The organism is Sunxiuqinia dokdonensis, assembly GCF_001270965.1.
Taxonomy (GTDB): Bacteria; Bacteroidota; Bacteroidia; order Bacteroidales; family Prolixibacteraceae; genus Sunxiuqinia; species Sunxiuqinia dokdonensis.
Map to the genome: position 1 here is coordinate 1 of NZ_LGIA01000173.1, position 23,932 is coordinate 23,932.

The 23,932-nt window shown below is 43.4% G+C and carries 19 protein-coding genes and 1 tRNA gene; 13 read left to right on the plus strand and 7 right to left on the minus strand.

Going from position 1 to position 23,932, the window contains the following annotated elements:
* Positions 1 to 536 precede the first annotated feature (536 nt).
* On the minus strand, positions 537 to 1,778 hold the full coding sequence (locus tag NC99_RS14580) for a site-specific integrase (protein WP_204375020.1): 1,242 nt from the start codon (positions 1,776 to 1,778) through the stop codon (positions 537 to 539).
* Positions 1,779 to 2,088: 310 nt separating this feature from the next.
* A tRNA-Val gene (locus NC99_RS14585) sits at positions 2,089 to 2,163 on the minus strand.
* 295 nt (positions 2,164 to 2,458) lie between these two features.
* Here NC99_RS14585 and NC99_RS14590 point away from each other — a divergent pair.
* The 8 genes from NC99_RS14590 (at position 2,459) to NC99_RS14620 (ending at position 12,934) form a co-directional block, all read left to right on the plus strand.
* On the plus strand, positions 2,459 to 5,020 hold the full coding sequence (locus NC99_RS14590) for a LamG-like jellyroll fold domain-containing protein (RefSeq protein ID WP_053185097.1): 2,562 nt from the start codon (positions 2,459 to 2,461) through the stop codon (positions 5,018 to 5,020).
* Between the two features lie 211 nt (positions 5,021 to 5,231).
* Positions 5,232 to 6,761 (plus strand): SUMF1/EgtB/PvdO family nonheme iron enzyme, encoded by a 1,530-nt coding sequence (locus tag NC99_RS14595; RefSeq protein WP_053185100.1) that lies wholly within the window; start codon positions 5,232 to 5,234, stop codon positions 6,759 to 6,761.
* A gap of 18 nt (positions 6,762 to 6,779) precedes the next feature.
* The gene (locus tag NC99_RS14600) at positions 6,780 to 8,132 is read left to right on the plus strand and encodes a Gfo/Idh/MocA family protein (RefSeq protein ID WP_082326501.1); all 1,353 of its coding nucleotides are present in this window, start codon (positions 6,780 to 6,782) and stop codon (positions 8,130 to 8,132) included.
* Positions 8,133 to 8,247: 115 nt separating this feature from the next.
* A complete protein-coding gene (locus NC99_RS14605) occupies positions 8,248 to 9,177 on the plus strand; it encodes a glycosyltransferase family 2 protein (RefSeq protein ID WP_053185103.1) in 930 nt (309 codons plus the stop codon).
* The gene (locus NC99_RS14610) at positions 9,177 to 11,246 is read left to right on the plus strand and encodes a tetratricopeptide repeat protein (RefSeq protein WP_053185106.1); all 2,070 of its coding nucleotides are present in this window, start codon (positions 9,177 to 9,179) and stop codon (positions 11,244 to 11,246) included. The genes NC99_RS14605 and NC99_RS14610 overlap by 1 nt, the downstream gene beginning before the upstream one ends.
* A 25-nt stretch (positions 11,247 to 11,271) precedes the next feature.
* A complete protein-coding gene (locus tag NC99_RS14615; RefSeq protein ID WP_157624931.1) occupies positions 11,272 to 11,526 on the plus strand; it encodes an LPXTG cell wall anchor domain-containing protein in 255 nt (84 codons plus the stop codon).
* Positions 11,527 to 11,597: 71 nt separating this feature from the next.
* Positions 11,598 to 12,047 (plus strand): hypothetical protein, encoded by a 450-nt coding sequence (locus tag NC99_RS21940; protein WP_157624933.1) that lies wholly within the window; start codon positions 11,598 to 11,600, stop codon positions 12,045 to 12,047.
* Between the two features lie 413 nt (positions 12,048 to 12,460).
* On the plus strand, positions 12,461 to 12,934 hold the full coding sequence (locus NC99_RS14620) for a hypothetical protein (RefSeq protein WP_157624935.1): 474 nt from the start codon (positions 12,461 to 12,463) through the stop codon (positions 12,932 to 12,934).
* A 63-nt stretch (positions 12,935 to 12,997) separates the two neighbouring features.
* On the opposite strand, the gene NC99_RS14625 is transcribed toward NC99_RS14620, so the two are convergent.
* From NC99_RS14625 to NC99_RS14640, 4 genes are all read right to left on the minus strand, one after another.
* On the minus strand, positions 12,998 to 13,951 hold the full coding sequence (locus tag NC99_RS14625; RefSeq protein ID WP_053185116.1) for a Gfo/Idh/MocA family protein: 954 nt from the start codon (positions 13,949 to 13,951) through the stop codon (positions 12,998 to 13,000).
* Between the two features lie 11 nt (positions 13,952 to 13,962).
* Entirely contained in the window at positions 13,963 to 14,529 is a 567-nt protein-coding gene (locus NC99_RS14630; protein WP_053185119.1) for an acyltransferase, read from the minus strand.
* 78 nt (positions 14,530 to 14,607) lie between these two features.
* Positions 14,608 to 14,994 (minus strand): GxxExxY protein, encoded by a 387-nt coding sequence (locus NC99_RS14635; protein WP_053185122.1) that lies wholly within the window; start codon positions 14,992 to 14,994, stop codon positions 14,608 to 14,610.
* 244 nt (positions 14,995 to 15,238) lie between these two features.
* Positions 15,239 to 16,408 carry a DegT/DnrJ/EryC1/StrS family aminotransferase gene (locus tag NC99_RS14640; RefSeq protein WP_082326502.1) on the minus strand — a complete coding sequence of 390 codons (1,170 nt, stop codon included), beginning with the start codon at positions 16,406 to 16,408 and terminating at the stop codon, positions 15,239 to 15,241.
* Between the two features lie 131 nt (positions 16,409 to 16,539).
* On the opposite strand from NC99_RS14640, the gene NC99_RS14645 reads away from it, so the two are divergent.
* From NC99_RS14645 to NC99_RS14665, 5 genes are read left to right on the plus strand one after another with little or no spacing between them, the layout of a single operon-like run.
* The gene (locus NC99_RS14645; RefSeq protein ID WP_053185125.1) at positions 16,540 to 17,436 is read left to right on the plus strand and encodes a glycosyltransferase; all 897 of its coding nucleotides are present in this window, start codon (positions 16,540 to 16,542) and stop codon (positions 17,434 to 17,436) included.
* Positions 17,437 to 17,439: 3 nt separating this feature from the next.
* Positions 17,440 to 18,312, plus strand: coding sequence for a hypothetical protein (locus tag NC99_RS14650; RefSeq protein WP_157624937.1), 873 nt, complete (start codon positions 17,440 to 17,442; stop codon positions 18,310 to 18,312).
* Between the two features lie 2 nt (positions 18,313 to 18,314).
* Positions 18,315 to 19,196, plus strand: coding sequence for an N-acetylneuraminate synthase family protein (locus NC99_RS14655; protein WP_053185131.1), 882 nt, complete (start codon positions 18,315 to 18,317; stop codon positions 19,194 to 19,196).
* The gene (locus tag NC99_RS14660; RefSeq protein WP_053185134.1) at positions 19,193 to 20,350 is read left to right on the plus strand and encodes an N-acylneuraminate cytidylyltransferase; all 1,158 of its coding nucleotides are present in this window, start codon (positions 19,193 to 19,195) and stop codon (positions 20,348 to 20,350) included. Before NC99_RS14655 ends, NC99_RS14660 begins: the two co-directional genes overlap by 4 nt.
* Positions 20,347 to 22,389 carry a class I SAM-dependent methyltransferase gene (locus tag NC99_RS14665; RefSeq protein WP_053185137.1) on the plus strand — a complete coding sequence of 681 codons (2,043 nt, stop codon included), beginning with the start codon at positions 20,347 to 20,349 and terminating at the stop codon, positions 22,387 to 22,389. Before NC99_RS14660 ends, NC99_RS14665 begins: the two co-directional genes overlap by 4 nt.
* Before the next feature lie 7 nt (positions 22,390 to 22,396).
* Here the strand turns inward: NC99_RS14665 and NC99_RS14670 are convergent, their stop codons facing one another.
* Positions 22,397 to 23,872, minus strand: a complete 1,476-nt coding sequence (locus NC99_RS14670; RefSeq protein WP_053185140.1) for a lipopolysaccharide biosynthesis protein — start codon at positions 23,870 to 23,872, stop codon at positions 22,397 to 22,399.
* Positions 23,873 to 23,932: the final 60 nt, after the last annotated feature.

Sequence of the window (23,932 nt, forward strand, 5' to 3'; positions counted from 1 at the left end):
AAAAAAAAAACCACGAAAAAAAAAATCAGACGTGTGCTCTTCCGATCTATAATCATTAGACAAAAACAATTATCTCCAGTAAATATTAGTTCATAAGGATTAACTATTTAGAGGATTTTAAACGGTACAACATGAATGGACGAACGTATAGCTTGTTTTGATTTTTCGGAAACCCGATGCTTGTGAGGTTTTTGAGTGCTGATCCAGATGTTTTTAGGAGTTGAATCGCCAACACCGTTTTGTTGGTCATCCAGTGTGCGAAATTATTTGTTGCCACACCATCAGAGGTCTTGCCAAAACTCAGATCAAAGAGGGGGTAGCAAGATGTGTTTTTGTTCCACAAAAACGCTTGTGCCTCCCGGCAGGGCTTTTCGCACTGAAAAGGAGACATCCCCTCTTTTTTGAAAACTTGAATCAGATAGAAAATAGCAAGCCATGCCGTTAAAAACACCGCATCATGAGGGCTGGGGAACCCGGGAGGGTATCTTCGTTATAAGCGCGATGGAAAGTTGGACAAAGAGATTGATCCTGGTAGTTCAAAGTCGTTGGAAAGGCCTTTTTGTTTTAAGTTTTGATTTCAGTGTCTCCATGTCATCAGACAACTTCGAATCCACGATTCGCGCATAAATTTGTGTTGTTTTTATTGATGTATGCCCGAGCATTTTTGAGACCGATTCTATTGGGACACCGTTACTCAGGGTCACGGTGGTAGCAAAAGTATGCCTCGCTAGATGAAAGGTCAAGTTCTTGTTGATACCACAAAGATCAGCGACTTCCTTTAGATAACTGTTGAGTTTCTGATTTGAGATCACAGGGAAAATGGTTCCACTGAATCTCGACCGCGGATTGTTGCTGTAGTTTTGGATGATTTCCCACGCCTTGGGAAGTATCGGAATCCTTATTGGAGTGCCGGTTTTTTGTCTGGTCGAAATAACCCAGTGGTTTCCATCTGTCCCAAGGTGGATGTCGTCTGGTTTCAATCTGATTGCATCAATATAGGACAGACCCGTGTAGCAGCTGAAAATGAATAAATCTTTGGCCAATACCAGGCGTTGAAGATTGGACTTAAGTTTCTCAATTCGTTGAAGTTCATCTGCTTCAAGATGGCCTCTGTCCGTTTTTTTGAATTTGATTTCGTAATGACTGAAAGGGTCGTTTTTGAGCCAGTCCAGCTTCTGAGCTAATCGTACCACTTTCCGAAGCCGCTGAATATGCTTCATTACCCCATTGTTTTGCATTGGCTTTTGGTGATCAATCGGTTGCCTGTTTCGCAGGAAATATTCAAAATCAGTGATAAATTTGTAGTTTATTTTTCTGAGAGTGAGGTCTTTCGTACTGTATTTGGTCATCAGAAATTCTTTGATGTATTTTTCTGTGGTGTTATAATGGGCAAACGTATTGGGAGATATGGATCGATGGCACACCTGTCTATGATAGGTGAAAGCATCCAGGATTGTATTCCCGGCCTCTTGGATGCCCAGAAAGTGGTTTTTGATCATGATAGCCGTGGGTAGATCACCTTCCACCATTAGCTCTCGATAGATATTATTAAGTTTTGTTCGAACTTTCTCCAGAAAATCGTTTAGTTCTTTAACTCTTTGGCTCCTTCCTCTGCCTTTTTCGGCGCTAGCGTTCCAGTCGTTAGGTTCGACTCTTTGCTTCAGTGAAATTTCTGACCTCGAACCATTGACCGTAATTCGGGCGTAAATAGTCAGATTGGATTTGCCATCGTTCGATCGTGTTACAAACTGTACTCCAAATGATTGTGTCGATTCCATGTCCATTAAATTTGGCTTGATTTCAAGTGCAATATCACATCCTGATTGTTTGCTCACTGAAACTTCCTGAAGAATGATCCAAAATGTGGTGTTTTGGATGGATCAGATCATGAGTTTCAAGAAAGCATTGTTCAGTAATTCAGATTATTACAGCGGTGCTGGTGAGTAAAGATAACATAAAAAAATCACTCACCGGATCACTCACCAGAACATTGAATTTGATTGGATTATTTTGGCTTGAGAAAAAAATAAAAAATCCAATAAATGACTCATTTACTGGATTTTGATTCGATTTGTAGTCTGTCCGAAGTGGGCTGTACTGGATTCGAACCAGTGACCCCTACCCTGTCAAGGTAATGCTCTAAACCAACTGAGCTAACAGCCCTTCTAAATTCGTTTGTATTTCAGTGAACTAAAAACTTTCAATTTACAACCATCTGTACTGGATTCGAACCAGTGACGCCACCCTGTCATCCGCCAGCTGGCGGACTAAACCAACTGAGCTAACAGCCCTTCTGAGCCACAAAAATAGAAAAAAAATAGTTCGATTTTCAAATTCTGAAGAAAACGGTCTGATTTATGTTGGGATTTCAATCCGGCTTAAAAGCTATCGCCATGATTCAAGCCTTTTTATATCTTTGTTTGACCAAAAAATTGAATGGCTTTTGTTTTCATTTTTTATGAAAAATCAGAAACAGATAAAATATATTTTCCTTTTTTTTGCTTTTTGGTTCGCAGCTGGCACTGGTCGGGCAGCTGAGGATGTGGTCTTTAGACATTATGACGAAAGCATTTTTGTCATTTCCAACTACTCCGGAACGGATGCCACCCTCAAGGAAAACCAATCGGTTCAGCAGTTGCTTGATGCCAATATCGGTGGTTTTCGCTTCTACCTGGAATGGGAGCGGCAACAGAATCAGCTGATGTTGCTCAACGCTTACGGACATTCAACTCCATTTCTGGATCAACTAATTACTATTCGTGAACACCTGGAGAACAATCCGGACAAGATCCTGACTTTGTTTTTGGACTTTAACGTCAATGTGAATGAACTGACTGATGTTGTTGATCAATCAGGTATCCGGCCCTACCTCTATATTAATGAAAGCGAAGATGAATGGCCTACTTTGCGCGATATGGTTGAAACCGGAAAGCGGGTGGTTATTTTCAAAATGCAGGAACATCGCAATAGCCCGGAGTGGCTGCATTACGTGTGGGATTATGCTGTTGAACCCTATTTCTCAATTTTGGAGGCGCCTGATTTTATTGGTGAATACCTGAAAGGTGACCCGAAGAATAGTTTGCTGATTTATAACGATTATAATCTTCCGAGGAGAGCCGGGTTGCCTGAGGAATCTTTTTTCAACACAACCCAGAATCCTTATCTGATCGAACACGTGAAAAATGTGTGGAAAAGTACCGGTAAAACCCCCAATTTCATCATGCTCGACCGTTACCAATCGTGGATTATTCAGGTGCTGTATCAGTTGCGGAGTTTTCAAACGGTAAAAGGAACAGTGACATTTAACGCACAAAGGCTTAGCTATGTGAGTTGGGAAGGAACCAACAGCTTAACGAGTGGAAAGTATTCCTTTCCGGTGGGGCCGGGCGAAACCCTGGTGTTGACACCCCGAAGCCCAGGCTATCAATTTAAGCCGGAAACAGTTGTTTTTGAAGAGCCAGAGCAAAGTAAATTGCAGCATTTTGTCGCTGTTCCCCTCGATATTACAGAAGACCTGGAGGCTTATTACTCCTTCGAAAACGGCTCCATGGATTACAGCAACAACGGATTCAATGGAAAGGATTTGGGCGTTCATTATCAGAATGATCCGGATCGGAACATGGTAGCCGTTTTTGGAAAGGAGAGTCATATTGTGCTTCCCAAAGCTGAGGATTTGAAGTTGCGTGATCATGATTTTACGGTTTCGGCCTGGGTGAAAATCCGCGATTACAATGTGGAAGATCGGGATATTAGTATTATCGGAACCAAAGGAAGTTCTTACCAGCAGTCCATTCACCTGGTTTTGCGCAACCGTAAACCCTATTTTGGTTTTTATGCCAACGACTTGGAGGGCAAGACGACCATTGAGCCCGGGAAGTGGTATCACTTGGTATGGCGATACAATAAATTGACAGGCGAACAGGCGATTTTTGTTGATGGTAAACTCGATAGCCGTTCGCTGGGACACCCGTCCTACAAAGGGCGCGAGAGCATTTATATAGGCATGGCGGGGTACAATTCGAGTACCCACATGAATGGCGAAATTGATGATCTGGTCATTTGGTCGCGCACATTGGGAGAAGAAGAAATCTGGAGTTTGAGCAGGGATTTAATGGATTTGGCGCAAAGTCGCAACTTGTTTTTGCGCTATCCTTTGTTGTCCAAAATGGGTGTGATCGTGCTGTCCTTGCTCTTTTTGCTGCTGATCTATTTGAAGCTGCCAGCACGTTTAGGACGCAGGCGACTGATGCCGGTTGAAAAGCTAAAAGAGCTGGACGACAGACAAAGTGACTATCCCGGTAAAAACTTCATCCAGCTTTTTGGCGATTTTCGGGTGGTTGATAAAGACGAAGTGGATATTACCGGACAATTCACACCGAAGATCAAGCAGTTGTTTCTGCTCATTCTGGTTTATTCGCAGCATCACCGAAAGGGCATATCAACCAAAGAACTGTCGCGTATTTTGTGGCCGGATCTGAGCTATCAGAACGCGAAAAACAGTCGCGGAGTGACCATTCGTAAGTTGCGGATTATTCTGGAAAGGCTGGATGAGGTGGAAGTTGTTTTTAATGTTGATTGCTGGACGATCCGGTTTGGTAATACGGTTTATTGCGACTATGTAGAGTGCCTGAACCTCTTGAATGAAAGCAAGGAAAAAGATCCCGCGTTTTATCCTGATTTTTATCGAATAATTCGTTCGGGCGAAGTGTTCAAAGATGAATCTCTCGATTGGCTTGATGATTATAAAGGGCATGTTGGCAATAGTATCGTCGACAATTTGCTAAAGTTTATCCTTTTGCTCGAACCTGACAACGACCATGAATTAATACTGAAACTGGCAGATCGGATTCTCCTGACCGACCCGGTCAATGACCAGGCCTTATCTTATAAGCTTCGTGCCTTGGTGTTGCAGAATAATATGAATACTGCCAAGTACACCTACGAGAAATATGCCGTTCTGTACGAAGAATCGTACGGTGAAAAGCTGGCACTAACCTTTGAAGATTTACTCAAGTCCTAACATCGATTTTAAAAGGGTTAATTTTTTTAATTAATCTTTGTTGTCTTTCTTTATCAGCACTTTGTGAATCTGTATAAATGCTATAGAACACAAAATTAACCCACCAATTAACCCTCTAATAATCGGCATATAAGCAGGGGTTAACGGGCTGGTAATTGCCTTCAGTTAGATTTGGGTCTTATTGAAAACTAAAACTATAATCGGACCCCGGATGAAATTGAAGTTGAGAAAAAAGTTGACTGGAAAACGCCTGTACGCTGGTTTTATTTTACTAGGAGCAATAGCTTGCGTAGTGGTAATCAGCTTGGGAAATAAAGCGATGGAGTACACTTCAACCGATGACTACTGTATGTCGTGCCACGTGCATCCGCATGCAGAACAGAGTTGGAGGCTTTCAACTCATTATAATAACAAATCCGGAGTGATCGTGCATTGTGTCGAGTGTCACCTTCCTCCCAAAGGGCATGGACATTTGGCTGCAAAAGCCAAGCATGGTTTCAAAGATGTGTATGGTATGTTGTTTAAGGACAGTGCCGATTATAATTGGGAAGAAAAGCGAAAGCTGGAAAATGCCAAAAAATTTGTTTACAAGGACGCTTGCCTGAAGTGCCACCAGAATCTGTTTCCAACAACGCTTTCTCCCGAAGGAGATGATGCCCATTTGTATTATCTGACAAGTAAAGAAGAACTGCGTTGCATCAATTGCCACTTGCATGTTGGGCATCACGATCCGAATGCGAAACACGAGCATAACTTAAGCTTTGGGCAGTTAGCAAAGGAAGACGTTCAGATTTACGAAGAACCTGCCAGCGTGGAGTCATTTGAAAATTTTACGGAAAAAATTCCCGGTACCAGCGTTTCGTTTGAGATGGTTGCCGTTCCCGGCGGGACTTTTCAAATGGGAAGTCCGAAGGATGAACCGCTGCGTGACGAAGATGAAGGGCCTGTTTTTCAAGCCCAGGTTTCGAATTTCTGGATGGGAAAAGTTGAAGTGAGTTGGGAAGAATATCTGGCATTTTTCAATGCTACTTCGTCGCAGGGGCGTAAGGAAGAGGTAGCGGTTGACGAAGAAGTGGATGGTATCACGGGACCAACGCCGCCTTGGGGTGCGCCCGACCAAGGCTGGGGACGTGGAGCGCGCCCGGCCATTACCATGAGCTGGCATGCTGCCAATACGTATTGCCGCTGGCTGAGTCAAAAAACCGGAAAGAAATACCGCTTGCCTACGGAAGCCGAGTGGGAGTACGCCTGCCGGGCCGGAACTCAAACGCCCTATCCGTTTGAAGGAAGTCCCAAAGACTATTCATCGAAGGGGATTCTTCGAAAAGTGTTTTCACCGGATACGACCACGATTAATTCGTACGTGGCTTATGAACAGAACAGTCGTGGAATGACAAAATATCCGGATGAAGTGCAAGCCAACGCTTTTGGTTTGAAAAACCTGCCGGGCAATGTGGCTGAATTTTGCCTGGATTATTACGATTCCAATATTTATCAGACATACTCCGAACAGCAGCTCGTCGTGAATCCAAGGGGGCCAGCCAAAGGGCGTGAGCATGTGATTCGGGGTGGCTCTTTCAGTAGCGATGCCAAAGATGTGCGTTCGGCAGCGCGTGATTTCACCAAAACCAAAGCCTGGCTGATGACTGATCCGCAGATGCCAAAATCAATTTGGTGGTATTCTGATGTCGTGGAAGTTGGTTTCCGCGTAGTTTGTGAAGTAGATGAGACAATTGAGTAACAAAATAAGGACTGAGCAATGACAAAACAATCGAAAAATATTAACCGGCGCCGGTTTTTGGAAGCAACAACTGCATTGGCAGGAATTGGCGCAATTGGAGCAGGAGCGTTTCTTTCATCTTGCAAAAACTCAAAAGGAGCTGATGCTTTGGGCTTGCCACCCATCTTAAAGGCTGCACCTGCCGGGAAAAAGCTTCGTGCCGGCTTGGTTGGTGCCGGAAATCGCGGAACCGGAGCGGCTATCAACTTTATCAGTGCTGGTCCCGATTTGGAGATTGTGGCTTTAGCCGACGTTTTTCAGGATAAGATTGATGCTTGCCGGAAAAGGTTTGCCGATTACAAACGGCCAATTCCGGAGGAAAACTGTTTTGTTGGGTTTGATGCCTATAAAAAACTCATGGCTCTTGAAGAGGTCGACGTTGTTCTGTTGGCTACGCCTCCCCAGTTTCGCCCCGAGCATTTCAAAGAGGCCGTGAAGCAGCAGAAACATGCCTTTCTGGAAAAACCCATGGCTGTTGATCCGGTTGGAATCCGTTCGGTGATTGCCACCGCAAAAAAAGCACAGGCCATTGGGCTGAATGTGGTTACCGGCACCCAGCGCCGCCATCAGGAAGATTACATCGAAACCTACAAGCAAGTAGCCAATGGTGCGATCGGAAAAATTACATCTGCCAAAGCCTATTGGAATCAGAATCATGTTTGGTTTCGCACACGCGAAGAGGGTTGGGACGACATGACCTACATGGTTCGGAATTGGAATAACTTCTGCTGGTTGTGTGGCGACCACATTCTGGATACGCATGTGCACAACATTGATGTGGTGAACTGGTTTGTTGGTCGAACACCTGAGAGTGCTATCGGTTATGGTGGTCGCGCACGACGTCTGACCGGTGATCAATATGACTTTTTCAGCATTGATTTTGACTATGGAAATGGGGTCAGCTCACACAGCATGAGCCGTCAGATTGACAATTGCGCCAACGGAACGGGTGAAATGGTGGTGGGAACGGAAGGTTACACCAACTGTCAGAATACCATCTGGAACCTGGATGGATCGGTGAAATGGAAATTCGAATATCCGCTTGGCGACGATGGACAGCCGATGAACAAAGTGAAGATTCCACCCTACGTGCAGGAACACATGCACTTGGTACATGCCATTCGGACGGGGGAGTATGTGAATGAAGCTGAGCAGACGGCCAATTCAACCCTGACAGCCATCATGGGGCGTACGGCAGCTTATACCGGGCAAAAAGTGACCTGGGACGAAATTTTTAAATCAGATATGGATTTAGGACCGAAAGAAATTAAGTTCGGCCCCGTAGAAATGGAATTTCCGGTACCTGTGCCGGGAACTCCGCATAAAGCTTGATGTTGACAATCAAGCCACCTAAACCTTGATAGACCAGGATTGGGGAAGCCTTCGGGCTTTCCCTTTCAAAAAACAGGCAGCACAGAGAAATAGTAAACCTAAAAGGAAATAGATTATGATCTCACTGGTGGTTCCCATATTCAACGAAGAAGAACTGATTGACGAATTGGTTCCCCGCACAATCAAGGCGCTGGAGCAGATTGCGCCTGATTTTGAATTGATTTTGGTTGATGACGGAAGCATAGACACCAGTTTGCATAAGTTGATAAAATACCAACAGCGCGACCAGCGGATAAAAGTCATCGAACTTTCCAAAAACTTTGGCCACCAGGCAGCGTTTACCGCGGGTCTGGAAAACGCCTCGGGGGATTATGTGGCCATGATGGACGGCGATTTGCAGGATCCGCCTGAGCTGTTGCTGCAGATGCATCAAAAGCTGACCAAAGAAGATTACGACATTGTCAATGGCACGCGGTCGGCCCGCAAAGGAAACAAAGCCAAAAACTGGTTGACAGGGGTTTTTCACTACCTGTTTAAAACTGTGGCCAATATTGATGACCTGGAAAATGCCGGCAACTTTTCGATGATGAACAGAAAAGCATTGACGGCGCTTCTGTCGATGGAAGAACGGGTGCGCTATTTGCCCGGATTGCGCAGTTTTGTTGGGTTTAAACAAGGTTCGGTTGCTTATGTGCGCGAAGACCGCTTGCAGGGAGAGCCTAAAATGACCATGGGAAAACTCTTTGTACTGGCCGCTGACGCGATTTTTTCATTTTCGAAGTTTCCGATCCGGCTTTGCCTTATACTGGGAATGATTGGAACCGTTGTTTTTATGCTGGCAGGCATTTACGTGCTGGCCGCTAAGTTCGCGGGCTTTGCTTTGCCGGGGTGGTCGTCAACCGTTTTGAGCATCTATTTCCTGGGATCAATCCAGTTGATTTTCCTTGGCGTTGTGGGCGAGTATGTTTACCGGATTTATAAAGAGTCGCAAAAGCGCCCTTTGTATTTTATCAAAAAGATTTATCAATTCGAAGAAGAAAAATAATGCGTGAAAGTCACCTGAAAATATTATTTTTTGCTTCTGCATTTTTATTGCTGGTGAGCTTGCTGTTCATTAGCCGCGATGCCGGAATTTCGGGTGACGAGGAGGTTCATTATTTACATTCGGAGGAAGTTTTCGAGTACTTCGCCACTTTTGGCAAGGACCGCGATGCCTTGAATACTCCCAAAACCCATCTTCAATATTACGGGCAAACCCCCGACAACCTGGCCACCATTCTGATTCATTGGTTTGGCATTGAAGATGTGTATAGCTTTCGTCATTTGTTTAGCAGTTTTATTGGTTGGCTGTGTATTTTTGTAGCCGCCTGGTTTGCTGTTTGGCTAAAGGGTTACCGTGCGGGAATCATCACCCTTGTTCTGTTTGCCATTTCGCCCCGTTTTCTCGGGCACCTACAAAATAATTTAAAAGACATTCCTTTTGCCCTGGCCTATATTGCCGGTGTGTTTTATACACTGAAATTAACCTATGCCAGATTTAAGTCAAGCTCAACAATTTCGATTTCACTTTTAATTGCGAGTATTGCTTTTTCCGTCAGTATCAGGGCAGGAGGAATCTTATTAGCCTTTTATTTGCTCTTCGCCGGAGTACTCTTCTATGTGGTTGTGTACTTCGACCGAAGAGAAATAAAATGGGCCGATGTGCAGCGCACGTTTGTTAAGCTGCTGGTGTTTTCGGCTGCAGGGTATTTGCTAGGCCTTTTGCTGTGGCCGTACGCCCTTCAAAATCCACTTGTCAACCCGTGGAGATCGTACCAGGTGATGACCGATTTCCCGACAACCATTCGCCAGATTTTTGATGGCCAGTTTGTTTGGTCCGACCTGAAGCCTTGGTATTACTTGCCCAAGTATATGCTGATTACCATTCCGCTGGTAGTTTTTGCTGGCCTGGCCTTATTTCTTTTTTATTCGAAATCGCTCATTCGCGAAAAGCACCGGTTAACTTACGGCTTCCTGATTTTCACTACCGTTTTTCCCGTGTTGTATGTTATTTTGCTGAAAGCCAATCTTTACGGGGCGTGGCGCCATTTTCAGTTTGTGTACCCGGGCTTGGTAATTTTGGCCGCTATCGGCATCCATGAGTTTTTGCTTCAGGCGAAGTTGAAATGGATGAAGATTGCCCTTGTCGTTGTTTTTGCCGCCTTGCTCATGCATCCGGTTAGGTTTATGGCCCAATCTCATCCGTATTATTATTTGTACTACAATCAGTTGGTTGGCGGACTGAAAGGAGCTTACGGGAAGTACGAAACCGACTATTACTATCACTCCATGCGAAGTGGCGCGGAGTGGCTGAGCGGCTATCTGGATGAAAATAACTTGAAAGGTCGCGTGGTGGTCGGCAGTAATTTTCCCGTAAAATGGTATTTGCGCGATCATCCCAATCTTCGGTTCGAACAGTTTCAGTACCAGTTTCGAAATGATAGAAATTGGGATTATGCGATTGTTGGCAACAGCTACATTCAGCCGGGCCAGTTGACCAACGGAAATTTCCCACCCGAAGGAACGATCCACGTGGTTGAAGTGGACGATGTGCCGGTGTGTGCGGTGGTCAAGCGAAGGACAAAAGCTTCCTACCTTGCCCTTGAAGCGTATAATAATGAGAACTATGCCTTAGCTGAAGATAACTTTAAGAAAGCATTGATTCATTACAAAAAAGACGAGCATATTTATTATCGATTGGGAAAAACCCTAAGTTTGCAAGGTAAAAAGAAGGAGGCCAAAGAAGCGCTTGAGGCAGCCTTGGCAGTAAATCCGAATTATGAGCCGGCTCTGAAACTGATGGGGCAGCTTGCCTCCCAGGAAAACGATATGGTGGTGGCCAAGTACTATTTTGAACACCTGCTGGAGGTGAACCCCAAATTTTTCAGTGCCTATGTTGAGCTGGCTGGCATTTATGAGCAAACCCAGCCGGAACGAGCCCGGGAGCTGCTCAAAACTTGCTTGCGGATTTATCCGAAATATAAGCCCGCAATCCGTGCGTTGGCCGAAACATACCAGGAAACTCATCCCGAAATTGTGGATAAGTACTGGGAATATCTGAATACATTTAATTAGATAATAATAACTAAGGAGGAATAAGATGAAACAAGTACTATTGATTTTAGCGCTTTTCGGTATGCTTACCGTAGGAGCATGGAGCCCTGTGGCTGCACAGGAGCCAGAAGAAGACCTGTTTGAAATGGAGGATACGCTGTCGATTGATGACATGGATCCGGTATTTTACGAAGCCGAAGAAGACCAGGGAAGCTCTTCAACCACCACCGTATTGATTGTTGTTGCTGTGATCGTGGTTGGAGCAGGTATTTATTTTGTGACGAAAAAGAAGAAAAAGTAGTCGCTGGCTATATGGCTTGCATGAAAGAGGCTGTCCTTTGAGGATAGCCTCTTTCTTATTTGGGCCGTAGCATGGTAAGCTTTCCCCGTCGTTTAGCAGCTTTTTCCCATGTTATAGCAAGCAGTTTCCGCTGTATAGCAGGCTATTCCCATCATTTAGTAAGCTATTACTGTCGTTTAGCAAGTGATTCCCGTGTTTTAGTAAGCAATCCGCGTATTTTAGCAATCGGTCCGCACATTTCAGCAAGCAATCCGCGCATTTTAGTAAGCTATTCGCGTATTTTAGCAAGCTATCCGCGCATTTTAGCAAGCAATCCGCGCAATTTAGTAAGCTATCTGCGTATTTTAGCAGGCTATCCGCGTAGCTTAGTAAGCTATCCGCGTATTTTAGTAAGCAATCCGCGTATTTTAGCAAGCAATCCGCACAATTTTGTAATCGATCCGCGCATTTTAGCAAGCAATCCACGCTTGCTAGCAGGGGAGAAGAGGAGCGTGTTCGTGGCGCTTCATTTCAATGCCTAAAATATCATAATCGTTGACCTTTTGCTTTTATATCGGAGTTCATTTTTTAAAATATGCTATTTTGCTTTCAATTTAAAAGTGGCTATTTCGCTTGTCTTATATTTTGTCATCGACAAGCATCACTTGGGTATTATTCTATTTATATATTCCTGTATGCTCCCTAAAAAAAGGATATATGCTGTAGAGCATGTTTTTTAAAAACCATAAGATGTTTGGCTTCTTTTTTTGATTTCATGGCCTTTAATTTCACTCAAAGTTATTTTTTGTGATTAATAATTGATTTTTTACTTTCAAATTGAAAGTTGATTCTTTTTAACAAAAATAAACCATGCGTTTTGTCAGGTTTTAAGGATTTTTACCAAGCTATTTTTGCCAGTGTTGAAAACAACAATAAATCTTTAAAACAATTTGTCATGAAAAGGAATAACAGAATGATCAGCTTTTTATTTGTTGCTTTGTTTGTAAGCTCTTTAAGCGTATTTGCTGGCGGAGAAACGACTTTTGTTGATGATTATAAAATTTCCTCTAAAGAAAATTTTGAACCTTCAAAAGCTTATCAGCAAAGTTGGGAAATCACCTATGGCGAATCAAAACGTCCTGTTCAGGTTTTGCTGAAAGAAACCAAAAAAGGGGAAGAATATATCATCCGCACCAATTATTTTGAAGTGAAGTATGTGAACTCTGAGAAGGGCTTTGGAGCACGGGCAATGAAAGTAACCGATATGATCGTACCCGAAAATCTGAATGCACAGGTGGTTAATGCACAAGAGCTTGGCAGGCAGGAAGTGATCAGCTTATCGAAAGTTGACCGTCAGAAAGCCCTGGATTTAATTGCCGGATTTCTTCCTGAATTAGTCAACAGTCAATACAAGAATATTCTCAATTAACCCCATGTTTTAATAATAAAACAGCAAACACCAAATAGCCGCTTCCCCCCAGAAGCGGCTTTTCTATTGCTTCAAAAGTGGATGAGAGTCGCCGGTGAGGCCCTGTGGCTGGCTGTTTCGGATTTCGTGGACCATGGAAATCGAGGGGCGGGCATCATCAAGGCCAAAGCCGTGTCCGCTTAAAATGTGCTGGTAGCTTTGCGTGTGCAGGTCGGTAAATCCGTTGCTGAACTCTATTTCTTCTCCATCAACGGTAACCGAACGATAGGTTTGGAACCCGTTTCCTCTGGCTGGCTGCGGAATGTCGTCAAAGTTGAGGCTTAAAAACCAACGCACGCGGGCCTTTTTCAGTTGTAAAAAACCTGCTGCCCGGTCTGCTTGGTGAAGGTGAACCGTGCTTTGCTGAGCGCCACCAAAAATCCATTGCAGCATATCGAAAAAGTGAATGCCGATGTTGGTGGCGATTCCGCCCGATTTTGCGATATCGCCTTTCCAGCTCTCCTGGTACCATTTTCCGCGCGAAGTCACGTAAGTTAAATCAACCTCGTACATTTTCCCCGATTCCTTCTCAATCTTTTCTTTCAGGGCAACAATGGCCGGATGCAATCTTAATTGAAGGATGTTGTAGATCTGTTGACCGGTATCTTGTTCCAGCTGCTCCAGAGCATCGACATTCCAGGGATTCAGCACCAGCGGTTTTTCGCAAATGGCGTCGGAGCCGTTCCGCAGTGCCATCCGGATGTGGGCGTCGTGCAGGTAGTTGGGCGAGCAAATGGAAATGAAATCCAGCGGATTGCCTTGGCGCTGCCGTTTGTACAGGTAGCGGTCGAAGCGTTCGGGCTCCAGAAAAAAGCTGGCCTCGGGGAAATACCGGTCCAGAATACCCACGCTGTCGAACTTATCCAGGGCGGCACATAGATTTCCGCCTGTTTCTTTAATCGCATGGATGTGGCGGGGAGCAATGTAGCCGGCTACTCCAATCAGTCCAAATGTTTTTCCGGTTTGGTTTGCGTTCATTTTGATGTTTTTTAGAAGGATTGGATCAATCGTCCGTCTTTTATCTCGTATTTTTCACCGGTTTCGGGGCAAGTCAGCGTTTCATCCAATGTTGCTCCCACACGGCTCACCCAGCCGGTTTGAATGGCCGGAACGCCAACCATCAGAGCAAAAGGCATTACATTTTTGGTGACGACCGCTCCCGCACCGATTAGGGCATACTGACCAATCTTTACACCACATACGATGGTTGCGTTGGCACCAATCGAAACGCCACGTTCAACGCGGGTTTCCTGAAATTGGGTTTTTCGTTCAATAAATGCACGCGGATTGACCACATTGGTAAATACGCAGCTTGGTCCACAAAATACATCGTCTTCCAGAATCACCGAATCGTAAACACTGACGTTGTTTTGAATTTTCACACGATTGCCAATGCGGGCCTTTCCCCCCACAAAAACGTTTTGTCCTAAAACGCAGTCTTGCCCGATTTGAGCTCCGGACATCAGGTGACTGAAATGCCATATTTTGGTGCCGGAGCCAATGTTGGCACCCGCGTCAATGATGGCTGTTTCATGTGCAAAGTAGGATTTGTCCATTTTTATCGTTTTTTTTCACCGCGGAGTCGCAAAGGCGCAAAGATTAATACTTTCTCTGCGTCTCTGCGGTTGTTTCATTTAAAAATTATTGACATATCGCTTAAATCCATCTTTAAGTAACGGAACATTAAAGTTAATTAACAAACCTAGTTTCTTGCCGGTCAGTTTTAAGTAAGAAATAATTTGTGCCTCGTGGACAGGCAAAATGTAATCAACGGCCTTCAGTTCAATAATGATTTCATTTTCCACCAATAGATCGATTCTGAAATCTTTGTTCAGGTTTTCGCTTTTATAAAATAACGGAACTGGCACCTGATTGCTTGCTTTAATGCCTCTGATTTGCAGCTCTTTCAAGAGGCAAAGTTCATAAACAGACTCCAGCAAACCCGGGCCCATTTCACGATGGACTGTGATCGCGGCATCAAGGATTAGCTTCGAAAAATTATTTAGCTCAGTGTTTGTCATTCTTTTTTTTTTTTTTCACCGCGGAGTCGCGACGGTGCAAAGAATAATTATTCTCTGCGTCTCTGCGTCTTTGCGGTTTCTAATTTTTACCGCGGAGTCGCAAGGGCGCTAAGTTTAATAATTCTCTGCGTCTCTGTGTCTTTGCGGTTGATATTATTTTCAGTTTATATTTTACCGCAGAGTCGCGAAGGCGCAAAGTTCAATTTTTCTCTGCGTCTCTGTGTCTTTGCGGTTAATTTCATTTTCACTTTCTATTTTCACCGCGGAGTCGCAAGGGCGCTAAGTTTAATACTTTCTCTGCGTCTTCGCGCCTCTGCGGTTGATCTTCCAGCAATTCAATGAGTTCATGGCATACGAGTTTAATTTCTTCTTCGGTAATAAACCCGTGAATGGGCAGCGAAAGCACGGTTTCGGAAAGCAATTCGGCCACTTCAAACCGTTCGTCGCTTAAAACATCATCGCGAAATGCCTCTTGCTTTGGCAGAATTATGGGATAGTGCACGGTCGTTGGAATTCCCTTTTCGGCCAACTTTTCGCGAACCAGATCACGGTTTTCAATCATGACGGTGAATTGTGCCCAGGAGCTTTCGCGGCCATCAGCCACCTCGGGTAAAAGCACCTGTCCCTTCAGCAGGTTTGAATAAAGCGTTGCCGCTTGTTGCCGGTTTTTGATTTCCTTTTCAAAGTATTTCAGCTTCACCCGTAAAATTGCGGCTTGCAGCGTGTCCATCCGCCCGTTAATGCCGATGAGCTTGTGTTGGTATCGTTGCTCCTGTCCATGCGAGCGAAGCATTTTTAGCTTGGCAGCCCACTCGTCGTTGTTGGCAAAAATAGCACCACCATCGCCGTAGCAGCCCAGCGGTTTGGCTGGAAAAAAGCTGGTGGTGGCTATATCAGTCATCGAGCAGGAGCGCTGCCCGTGATACGTGGCGCCAAACGATTGTGCGCCATCTTCAATGACCCAAAGCCCATGACTTTTGGCAATCTGGTTGATGGCTTCAAAATCGGCACATTGCCCGAAAAGCGAAACGGCAATAATACCCTTGGTGCGCGGCGTTATTTTGGCCTCAATTTTCGTGATGTCGATGTTGAAATCGATCGGCGAAACATCCACAAAAACCGGGCGCGCTTTGCAAAAACTGACCATTGATGCCGAAGCGATAAAGCTAAATGCCGGGCAAATCACCTCATCGCCTGGCTGCAAGTCAAGCGTCATGAGCGAGAGTAAAAGGGCATCGGTTCCGGAGCTGCACGCCAGCGCATGTTTTACGCCCGCGAAAGCAGCCAGTTCTTCCTCTAAAAGTTCAATCTCTTTGCCATGAATAAACGAAGCCGATTCGATCACCGACTGGATGGCTGCATCAATTTCGGGGCGGTAGGCTTGGTATTGCTTGTTAAGGTCGTTAAATTTCATTTTCAGCATTAAGGTTGCCTAAAAATAACAGGAAAAGGGCAACTTGCATATTTATTGGCAACAAAATTATTGGATGCGTTGAATTCCGGGTTTAAAGCGATTTGCTACCTTTACAAAGTTAATTTATTGGAATGGTCAGCATAATTGTGTGTACATACAATCGGGAAAAGTTCATTGGTCATTGTTTGAGATCTATAGCAGCGCAGACAGCTCATTCGAATGAGTTTGAACTGGTTTTTGTTGATAATAATTCTACCGACCAAACTGCGGCAATATTTTCAGAATTTAAAAGGACAAATCCCCGGATTCATTGTCGTTATGTTTTGGAAGAAAGCCAAGGACTATCATATGCTAGAAATCGGGGAATCAAAGAGTCGAAAGGGGAGGTAATTGCTTTTTTGGATGATGATGCTATTGCAGGCAAAGATTATGTAAGGTATTTGATTGATGATTTTTTAAATTCCCCTTGCTTGGCTGGTGGAGGTAAAATTATCCCCTATTGGGAAGACGAGAGACCTGCCTGGATGGGGCGTTTTCTTCTACCATTGGTGTCAGTAATTGATCTCGGTGATCAGCAAAGAATATTTCGCGGGGCGAAGTATCCAATCGGGGCAAACATGTTTTTTAAACGGATAGTTTTCGACCGCTTTGGGGAATTCAATACAGAGCTTGGGAGGATGGGAAGGAATTTGATGGGAGGAGAAGAGAAGGAACTCTTCAACCGCATTCGGAAAGCTGGTGAGGAGATCTGTTATTTTCCTTCGATTAGCGTACATCATATAATTCCGGCTGAACGTACAACAACAGAGTTTATAAAGGCTCAGGCCATAGGTATTGGAGTAAGCGAACGAACCAGGACAAATTATAGGGGATTGGCTTATTCAAACCGCTTGTTTTTGGAGCTTTTAAAGTGGGGAGCAACGGGTCTGATTGCGATGGGCTATCTCGTAAGATTTCAGCGCAGAAAGGCAATGATGCTAGTTCAATTCAGGCTCTGGGTTACCAGGGGATTATTAAATAAAGTGTAAAACATGATGCTTGATTTTCTTTTGTGGGTTCAACGATTTGCTCAGAATTTATCGAAGTCATTGTCTTCGGTGGTGAAGATTTTGGTTTTGAGCAAGAAACCGAAAACGATGGTGAAACGATCGAACGATGAAGCTGTTATTTTAGCTAACGGTCCTTCATTAGATACAATGATTGAGGAAAGTATTGATTTCTTAAACGACAAAGATCTCGTTTGTGTCAATCATTTCCCATCGACTGAATATTTTGAGCGATTAAAACCACGGTATTTGATTTCATCAGCACCTGATCTATGGAGAGACGACATTGAACCATTTTACATGAGACAGAGTGACAACTTGTTTGAAACGCTTTCCCGAAAAACGACATGGGACCTGATATTTTACTTCCCATTTGAAGCTCGAAAGTATAAGAGATGGCAGTCATTTTTGGAAAAAAACTCATTAATTAAAATTGTTTATTACAACACAACTCCGATAGAAGGATGGAAACCTTTTAGACACTGGTGTTTTAGGCATAACCTAGGAATGCCCAGGCCACATAATGTTTTAATCCCATCTATTTTTTTGTTGATTAACAGTGGTTATCGAAAAATCTATCTTTGGGGAGCCGACCATTCCTGGTTAAAAGACATATCGGTTGATGAGCAAAATAACGCATTGATCAATCAAAAGCATTTTTACGACGAGCATACCTCGGTCGCGCGTCCTTTGGACTGGAAGGGTGTTGGCGCTCGTAAGCTGCACGAAATTTTGTATAAATTTATGACAGCTTTTGCGAGCTATTTTGTAATCGATGAATACGCTAAAAGCAGAAACGTACGTATCATTAACAAGACAAAAGGATCATTTATCGATGCTTTTGAAAGGGAGAATTAGAAATGGATAAAGAAGTTTATAAACCGGCAAGGGTGATCGCTGAAATTGGGTGCAATCACAAGGGTGATATGGAAATCGCCAAGGAAATGATTCGGATGGCTAAGATATTTTGCAATGCCCATATTGTAAAATTTCAGAAGCGAAATAATAAAGAGCTGCTGACGGAAGAACAATACAATGCACCGCACCCAAACCCGGCAAATGCATATGGTCAGACTTACGGAGAACATCGCGAGTTTCTGGAATTCTCCTTTCAGCAGCATGCTGAGCTAAAAGCTTATTGTGAAGAAATGGGAATTGAATACTCGACTTCAGTTTGGGACTTGACTTCGGCCAAAGAGATAAACTCAATTAAGCCTCGAATGATTAAGATTCCTTCAGCATGCAACAATCATTTTGAGATGTTGGAATGGTTATGTGACCATTTCTCCGGTGAAATACATGTTTCAACCGGAATGACAACAAAGCCGGAGGTTGAAGAAATCGTGCGGTTGTTTGAAAAAAAGGGCAGAAATCAGGATGTTGTGCTTTATAGCTGCACCTCCGGTTATCCAGTTCCCTTTGAAGATATTTGTTTGCTGGATATAACCAGTATGAAAGAAAAATATGGGCATCGCGTGAAAGAGATTGGATTCTCCGGTCACCATCTTGGAATTGCCGTGGATATGGCTGCTTATGTGTTGGGGGCAAGCTATATTGAAAGGCATTATACACTTGATCGGACTTGGAAAGGGACTGATCATGCCGCATCTCTTGAGCCACAGGGCGTGCGGAAGTTGGTTCGTGATCTGGAAGCGGTCAGAAAATCTTTGACTCACAAGCATGAAGATATATTGGATATCGAAAAAGTTCAGCGGCAAAAACTAAAATATAAAAAGTCATGAGTGTGATTGCTTTTGTTCCGGTGCGTAAAGGAAGTAAATCGATTAAAGGTAAAAACATAAAGTCGCTACATGGAAAACCATTGGTTTATTGGGTTTTGAAAGCCTTGGACGAATGTGTTGGGATTGATCAGGTTATTTTGGCAACCGACGGAGATGAAATTGCCGAGGTGGTCAACGACTTTGGCTTTGAAAAGGTTCAGATATACAGGCGGGAACCTCAAAATGCATCAGACACAGCTTCCACCGAATCAGTCATGCTGGAATTTATTGAAAACGAAAAACTTAACTGTGATGACATTTTTATTTTGGCCCAGGCAACTTCTCCATTTACTAAGTCAGAACATTTTGGTGAAGCGATCGCTCAGTATCGTGAGTCCGGCGTTGACAGTTTATTATCGGTAGTCAAGCAGAAAAGGTTTTACTGGAATCTGGAAGGTAAGCCTTTGAATTATGATTTTAAATGTCGCCCACGGAGACAGGATTTTGATGGCATGTTTATGGAAAATGGCGCTTTCTATATTTCAGCGGTCGGCAAAATTCTGGCATCAGAAAACCGTTTGAGTGGAACGATCGCCACCTATGAAATGCCCGAATATACTGGTTTGGAGTTGGACGAAGAAGTGGATTGGGATCTGGCCGAAGTACTGATGAGAAAATATCACAAGATTCGTCGTAATTCTGATGTTTCAGATATTAAACTTGTTTTATCAGATGTTGACGGGGTGCTGACTGACGCAGGAATGTATTATTCTGAAATGGGCGACGAGCTAAAAAAGTTTAATACTTACGATGGCATGGCCTTTAAGCTGTTCAAAGAGAAGGGCATCAAAGTTGGGATCATTACTTCCGAAGACTGCCAGTTAAATCGAAGAAGAGCCGATAAACTCAAACTGGATTATCAATTTCATGGCGTACGAGATAAGCTGGCTGTTGTCCAAAAGCTCATCAATGAATTAGGCCTTTCCCTCTCCGAGGTAACTTACATCGGAGATGATATTAACGATATTGAAGTGCTTGAAAACGTTGGCATAGCAGCCTGCCCGGCAAACGCGCGTCCGGAAGTGCTTGGTGTGCCGGGAATCGTTCAGTTAAAAAGCAGCGGCGGAGAGGGAGCAATCCGAGAACTTTATGAACTCATCAATCAAAGTCTATGAAAAAATGCATTATTTGTGATGAGGCAGTAGTTGAACAATCCTTTACTTCGAGGAATAATAAAAATTTACAATTATTTTGCTGTTCTAATTGTGGGCATTGTGCCCAAGCCATTGAAGACTATTCTGATATTTATTCAGATGGGACATTCACAAAGATAGCCAGAGCTGAATCTGATAGATTTCCATCTAAAAATAAAATTGAAGAGCTTGATCGAAGAGCTTTTAAAAGGTTTCGGTATTATAAGTCGATCATTAATAAGAATTCACGTGGGATTGATGTAGGCAGTTCAATTGGTTCATTTGTCCATCTCCTTAGATTATATGGTTGCTACGCCGATGGTCTGGAGCCAGATCCTGACTATTGCCGGTTTTCTGAGCAACAATATGGATTTGAGCAGTACAACTTATTGATGGAGGATTTTGTTCCGTCTGAGCCTTATGATATTGTGTTCTCCTTTCACGTTATAGAGCATGTTGAAGACCCTCATTCGTTTGTTGCCAGGATTAAATCGATTTTGAAAAATGAAGGAACATTGGTACTCCAATGCCCTTCAATGGAAATCAAAAGTTTTGGCAATATTCAGCAAACAATTTGGGAGCCTCATATCCATTATTTCAATGCTGCTTCCATGTACTTTTTATTGTCGGCCTATTTCTCAGATATAGAAATTGGCTATTATGAAGAAGGGCTCACAGTCATTGCAAAGAATGCTGAAGTAGCTGGTTTCGATGGGAAGGTACTTGAGCGGTATAAAAGGCAGGCACGTTTTGTTTCAGGCATGGTTGAAGGGTTTCCCAGGCTGAAATGGAATAACCATTTGAGAAAGTTAAGGGATCTGGCAATTCAATCCATTCTGGAGAAGGGAGCGGTAAAAGAGCGTCTGAGTAAGGGAATTAGATTAGGACACTATAAAATCAAAGAATACAATTATTTAAAAAATGAACGGGGAAACGGGAAAGATCGGATTGTGCACATCACCAATTATAAAGGGTGGGGTAATAATGCCGGAGATATTGTACTTTCCAGTTGTGTCCGGTCAGCAATTTCAAATGATAAACAAACAAACGATTTAGGGTTTAATATCCATAGCCTTGGTGAGAAGGTCAACCAGCAACTGATCAATGAAATCAACCGCTCAAAATTCTTGCTCATCGGAGGAGGTGGACTTTTCCTCCCCGATACCAATCAAAACTCCGTTTCGGGATGGCAATGGGCAGTCAGTAAACAGCAACTGGATGAGATTCACGTGCCGGTTGTTCTCTATGCTATCGGTTACAATTATTTCCCCGGACAAACGCCAAATAATCTTTTTGTAGAAAACTTAAACCATATAATTGGCAAATCAGACTTTGTAGGCATTCGAAACACAGGTAGTATCGAATCGGTAAAAGGATTATTGTCCAGTGATATCGATGTGAATAAAATTCATTTTCAACCGTGTCCTACAACGCTCATTCGAAAGCTTGTCAAAGGTCTTGGCCCCAAAACAACATCACGGAATGTAGCTGTCAATATTGCCTTTGACCGGTATGAAAAACGGTTTGGCGATAAAATTTATCAGATACTTTATCAAATAACCAAAGCGTTGAAACGACTCGAGGAACGATCGTACAACATTTACAATGTTTGCCATTTAGCGATTGATGAAAAAGCTGAAATTGTTTTTGATCGGGTCGGATTGAACTATAAAACCGTTCGGCTTCATCATATGCTTCCCAACGACATCTATAATTTCTATAACAATATGGAGGTGGTCATGGGTATGCGTGGTCATGCTCAAATGATTCCTTTTGGGATCAATACGAAGATCATAACCTTAGGCACACATGATAAAATGAAATGGTTTCTCGAGGATATCAATATGCTTGATGTGTATATCGATGTGAATTCATCAGAGGATCTTTGTGCTGAGATTTTGGAAAAATTTGAGTACACAGTTTCAGAAAGCGACCAAATCCATGATAGAATAATTACCGAGCAGGAAAAGTTATTTGAGGTTACTGCGATGAATCTAGAAGTGATTTCGGAATTAATATAGCTGGTATTTAGTGGTTGAAAAGCTGAAGGCCTTTCTTGATTAATTTCTGAACCTCTTCAGATATTGGGAGAAAAATGAAAAATAATACTGATGTAAAGACAATTATAACTCCCCGGATAACAATATCAAATATAAGCTCTTGTCGAGGAATAGTGGCTAACAGGAAATACAATCCGGTAAAAAACACAGCCACCACCACAAACTTATAGTTGAACGGCTGAAGTTTGTACTTCCAGAATAAAAATACAAACCGCATCAGGTTGTTGAGCAGCAAGGCCGAAGCAATGGCAATGGCCGCCCCGGTAATGCCCCAGATTGGAATCAGAATGTACAGCAGAAAAACGGACATCAGGATTAAGCTGACAATAAAATACAAGGCCACTTTGTAATATTTTGAATAGCTGATGATCAGTCCGTTTGCTCCCGTCGCCATATCAAACAAATAGCCCAGCCCAACAAAAAAGATCACCCATTTCGATTGCAGGTAATCTTCTCCCAGAATGATGAGGATGTTATCGATGTTGGCCCAAATGCCCAAAAACAGGAAGCCGCCAATAATAAACTGATTGATACAACTTTTGTAATAGATTGATTTGATTTGTGACAGGTCATTTTTTTTCCAGGCGTCGGCCACCAAGGTGCCAGCTATTTTCAGCAGCGGACGCGACGGAATTACGACCAGCGTACCAAAATAAAAAGCGATGGTGTAAACGCCCGTATTGGATAAATCCAGGAGCTGGTTAATGAAGATCTTATCAATATTAAAAACAAAGATGGAGCCTAAACTTGCAAGAACACTGTACAGCGCCACGCTCCAGATTTCCTTTTTTAGTTTTTGGTCAATAAAATTCAACTGGGGTCGAAAGCTGATCTCTTTTCTTTTCAACAAAAAGAAAAACAAAAACAAGCCTTTTAAACAAAGCACCAGCGTGAAAGCCAGAATTAATTGATGGAGGTTGATAAGCTGGATGGCAAACAAAATTACAAGGACAAACAACAGCAGCCGTTGCAAAAACTCCTGGAAGAAGGTGCCCGTAACGGCATCATAAAGTAGCCGGTTGTAAGTGTCCAGAAAAATGAAAGCCATGGAAAAGAAGGTCAGCGGAACGAGCAGATGCACGTATTGGGCAAACAAGGCCGATTTTTCCAGGTTGCTTTCAACCAGCAGCGGTTTCAACCAATAGTAGGCTGCCAGAAACACGGCAAAGCCGACGATAAAAACCAGCGCCGCGACAAACAAAAATCCGTTGTGTTTATTTTGAGTATCTCTGAAATAAGGAAACAGGCGCGAGGTGACCCCTTGAAAGCCCAGCAAAAAAAGCTGCCCGGTTAATGCGGCATAGGCAGCCAGCAATCCAAACAGTCCAACGAGCTCGGTGGTCAGGTATTCGGTGTACAAATAAGTGGTGGTGACAAAACCAATGATCACACCTACGTACGACCAAATACTTCCCTTGATGGATTGTTTGATGATGATTCCCATGAATGTCGGATTGAGAAAATTATTTCCTTACTTTTGTTTCAATTTGAAAATTGATAACTC

Excerpts from the sequence above, each read along its gene's own strand:
- NC99_RS14665 (WP_053185137.1), top strand. The coding sequence starts at position 20,347 with ATGAAAAAATGCATTATTTGTGATGAGGCAGTAGTTGAACAATCCTTT.
- NC99_RS14590 (WP_053185097.1), top strand. The coding sequence starts at position 2,459 with ATGAAAAATCAGAAACAGATAAAATATATTTTCCTTTTTTTTGCTTTT.
- NC99_RS14645 (WP_053185125.1), top strand. The coding sequence starts at position 16,540 with ATGGTCAGCATAATTGTGTGTACATACAATCGGGAAAAGTTCATTGGT.
- NC99_RS14670 (WP_053185140.1), bottom strand. The coding sequence starts at position 23,872 with ATGGGAATCATCATCAAACAATCCATCAAGGGAAGTATTTGGTCGTAC.
- NC99_RS14580 (WP_204375020.1), bottom strand. The coding sequence starts at position 1,778 with ATGGAATCGACACAATCATTTGGAGTACAGTTTGTAACACGATCGAAC.
- NC99_RS14660 (WP_053185134.1), top strand. The coding sequence starts at position 19,193 with ATGAGTGTGATTGCTTTTGTTCCGGTGCGTAAAGGAAGTAAATCGATT.
- NC99_RS14610 (WP_053185106.1), top strand. The coding sequence starts at position 9,177 with ATGCGTGAAAGTCACCTGAAAATATTATTTTTTGCTTCTGCATTTTTA.
- NC99_RS14625 (WP_053185116.1), bottom strand. The coding sequence starts at position 13,951 with ATGAACGCAAACCAAACCGGAAAAACATTTGGACTGATTGGAGTAGCC.
- NC99_RS14650 (WP_157624937.1), top strand. The coding sequence starts at position 17,440 with ATGATGCTTGATTTTCTTTTGTGGGTTCAACGATTTGCTCAGAATTTA.
- NC99_RS14635 (WP_053185122.1), bottom strand. The coding sequence starts at position 14,994 with ATGACAAACACTGAGCTAAATAATTTTTCGAAGCTAATCCTTGATGCC.
- NC99_RS21940 (WP_157624933.1), top strand. The coding sequence starts at position 11,598 with ATGGTAAGCTTTCCCCGTCGTTTAGCAGCTTTTTCCCATGTTATAGCA.
- NC99_RS14595 (WP_053185100.1), top strand. The coding sequence starts at position 5,232 with ATGAAATTGAAGTTGAGAAAAAAGTTGACTGGAAAACGCCTGTACGCT.
- NC99_RS14605 (WP_053185103.1), top strand. The coding sequence starts at position 8,248 with ATGATCTCACTGGTGGTTCCCATATTCAACGAAGAAGAACTGATTGAC.
- NC99_RS14655 (WP_053185131.1), top strand. The coding sequence starts at position 18,315 with ATGGATAAAGAAGTTTATAAACCGGCAAGGGTGATCGCTGAAATTGGG.
- NC99_RS14640 (WP_082326502.1), bottom strand. The coding sequence starts at position 16,408 with ATGAAATTTAACGACCTTAACAAGCAATACCAAGCCTACCGCCCCGAA.
- NC99_RS14600 (WP_082326501.1), top strand. The coding sequence starts at position 6,780 with ATGACAAAACAATCGAAAAATATTAACCGGCGCCGGTTTTTGGAAGCA.
- NC99_RS14615 (WP_157624931.1), top strand. The coding sequence starts at position 11,272 with ATGAAACAAGTACTATTGATTTTAGCGCTTTTCGGTATGCTTACCGTA.
- NC99_RS14630 (WP_053185119.1), bottom strand. The coding sequence starts at position 14,529 with ATGGACAAATCCTACTTTGCACATGAAACAGCCATCATTGACGCGGGT.
- NC99_RS14620 (WP_157624935.1), top strand. The coding sequence starts at position 12,461 with ATGAAAAGGAATAACAGAATGATCAGCTTTTTATTTGTTGCTTTGTTT.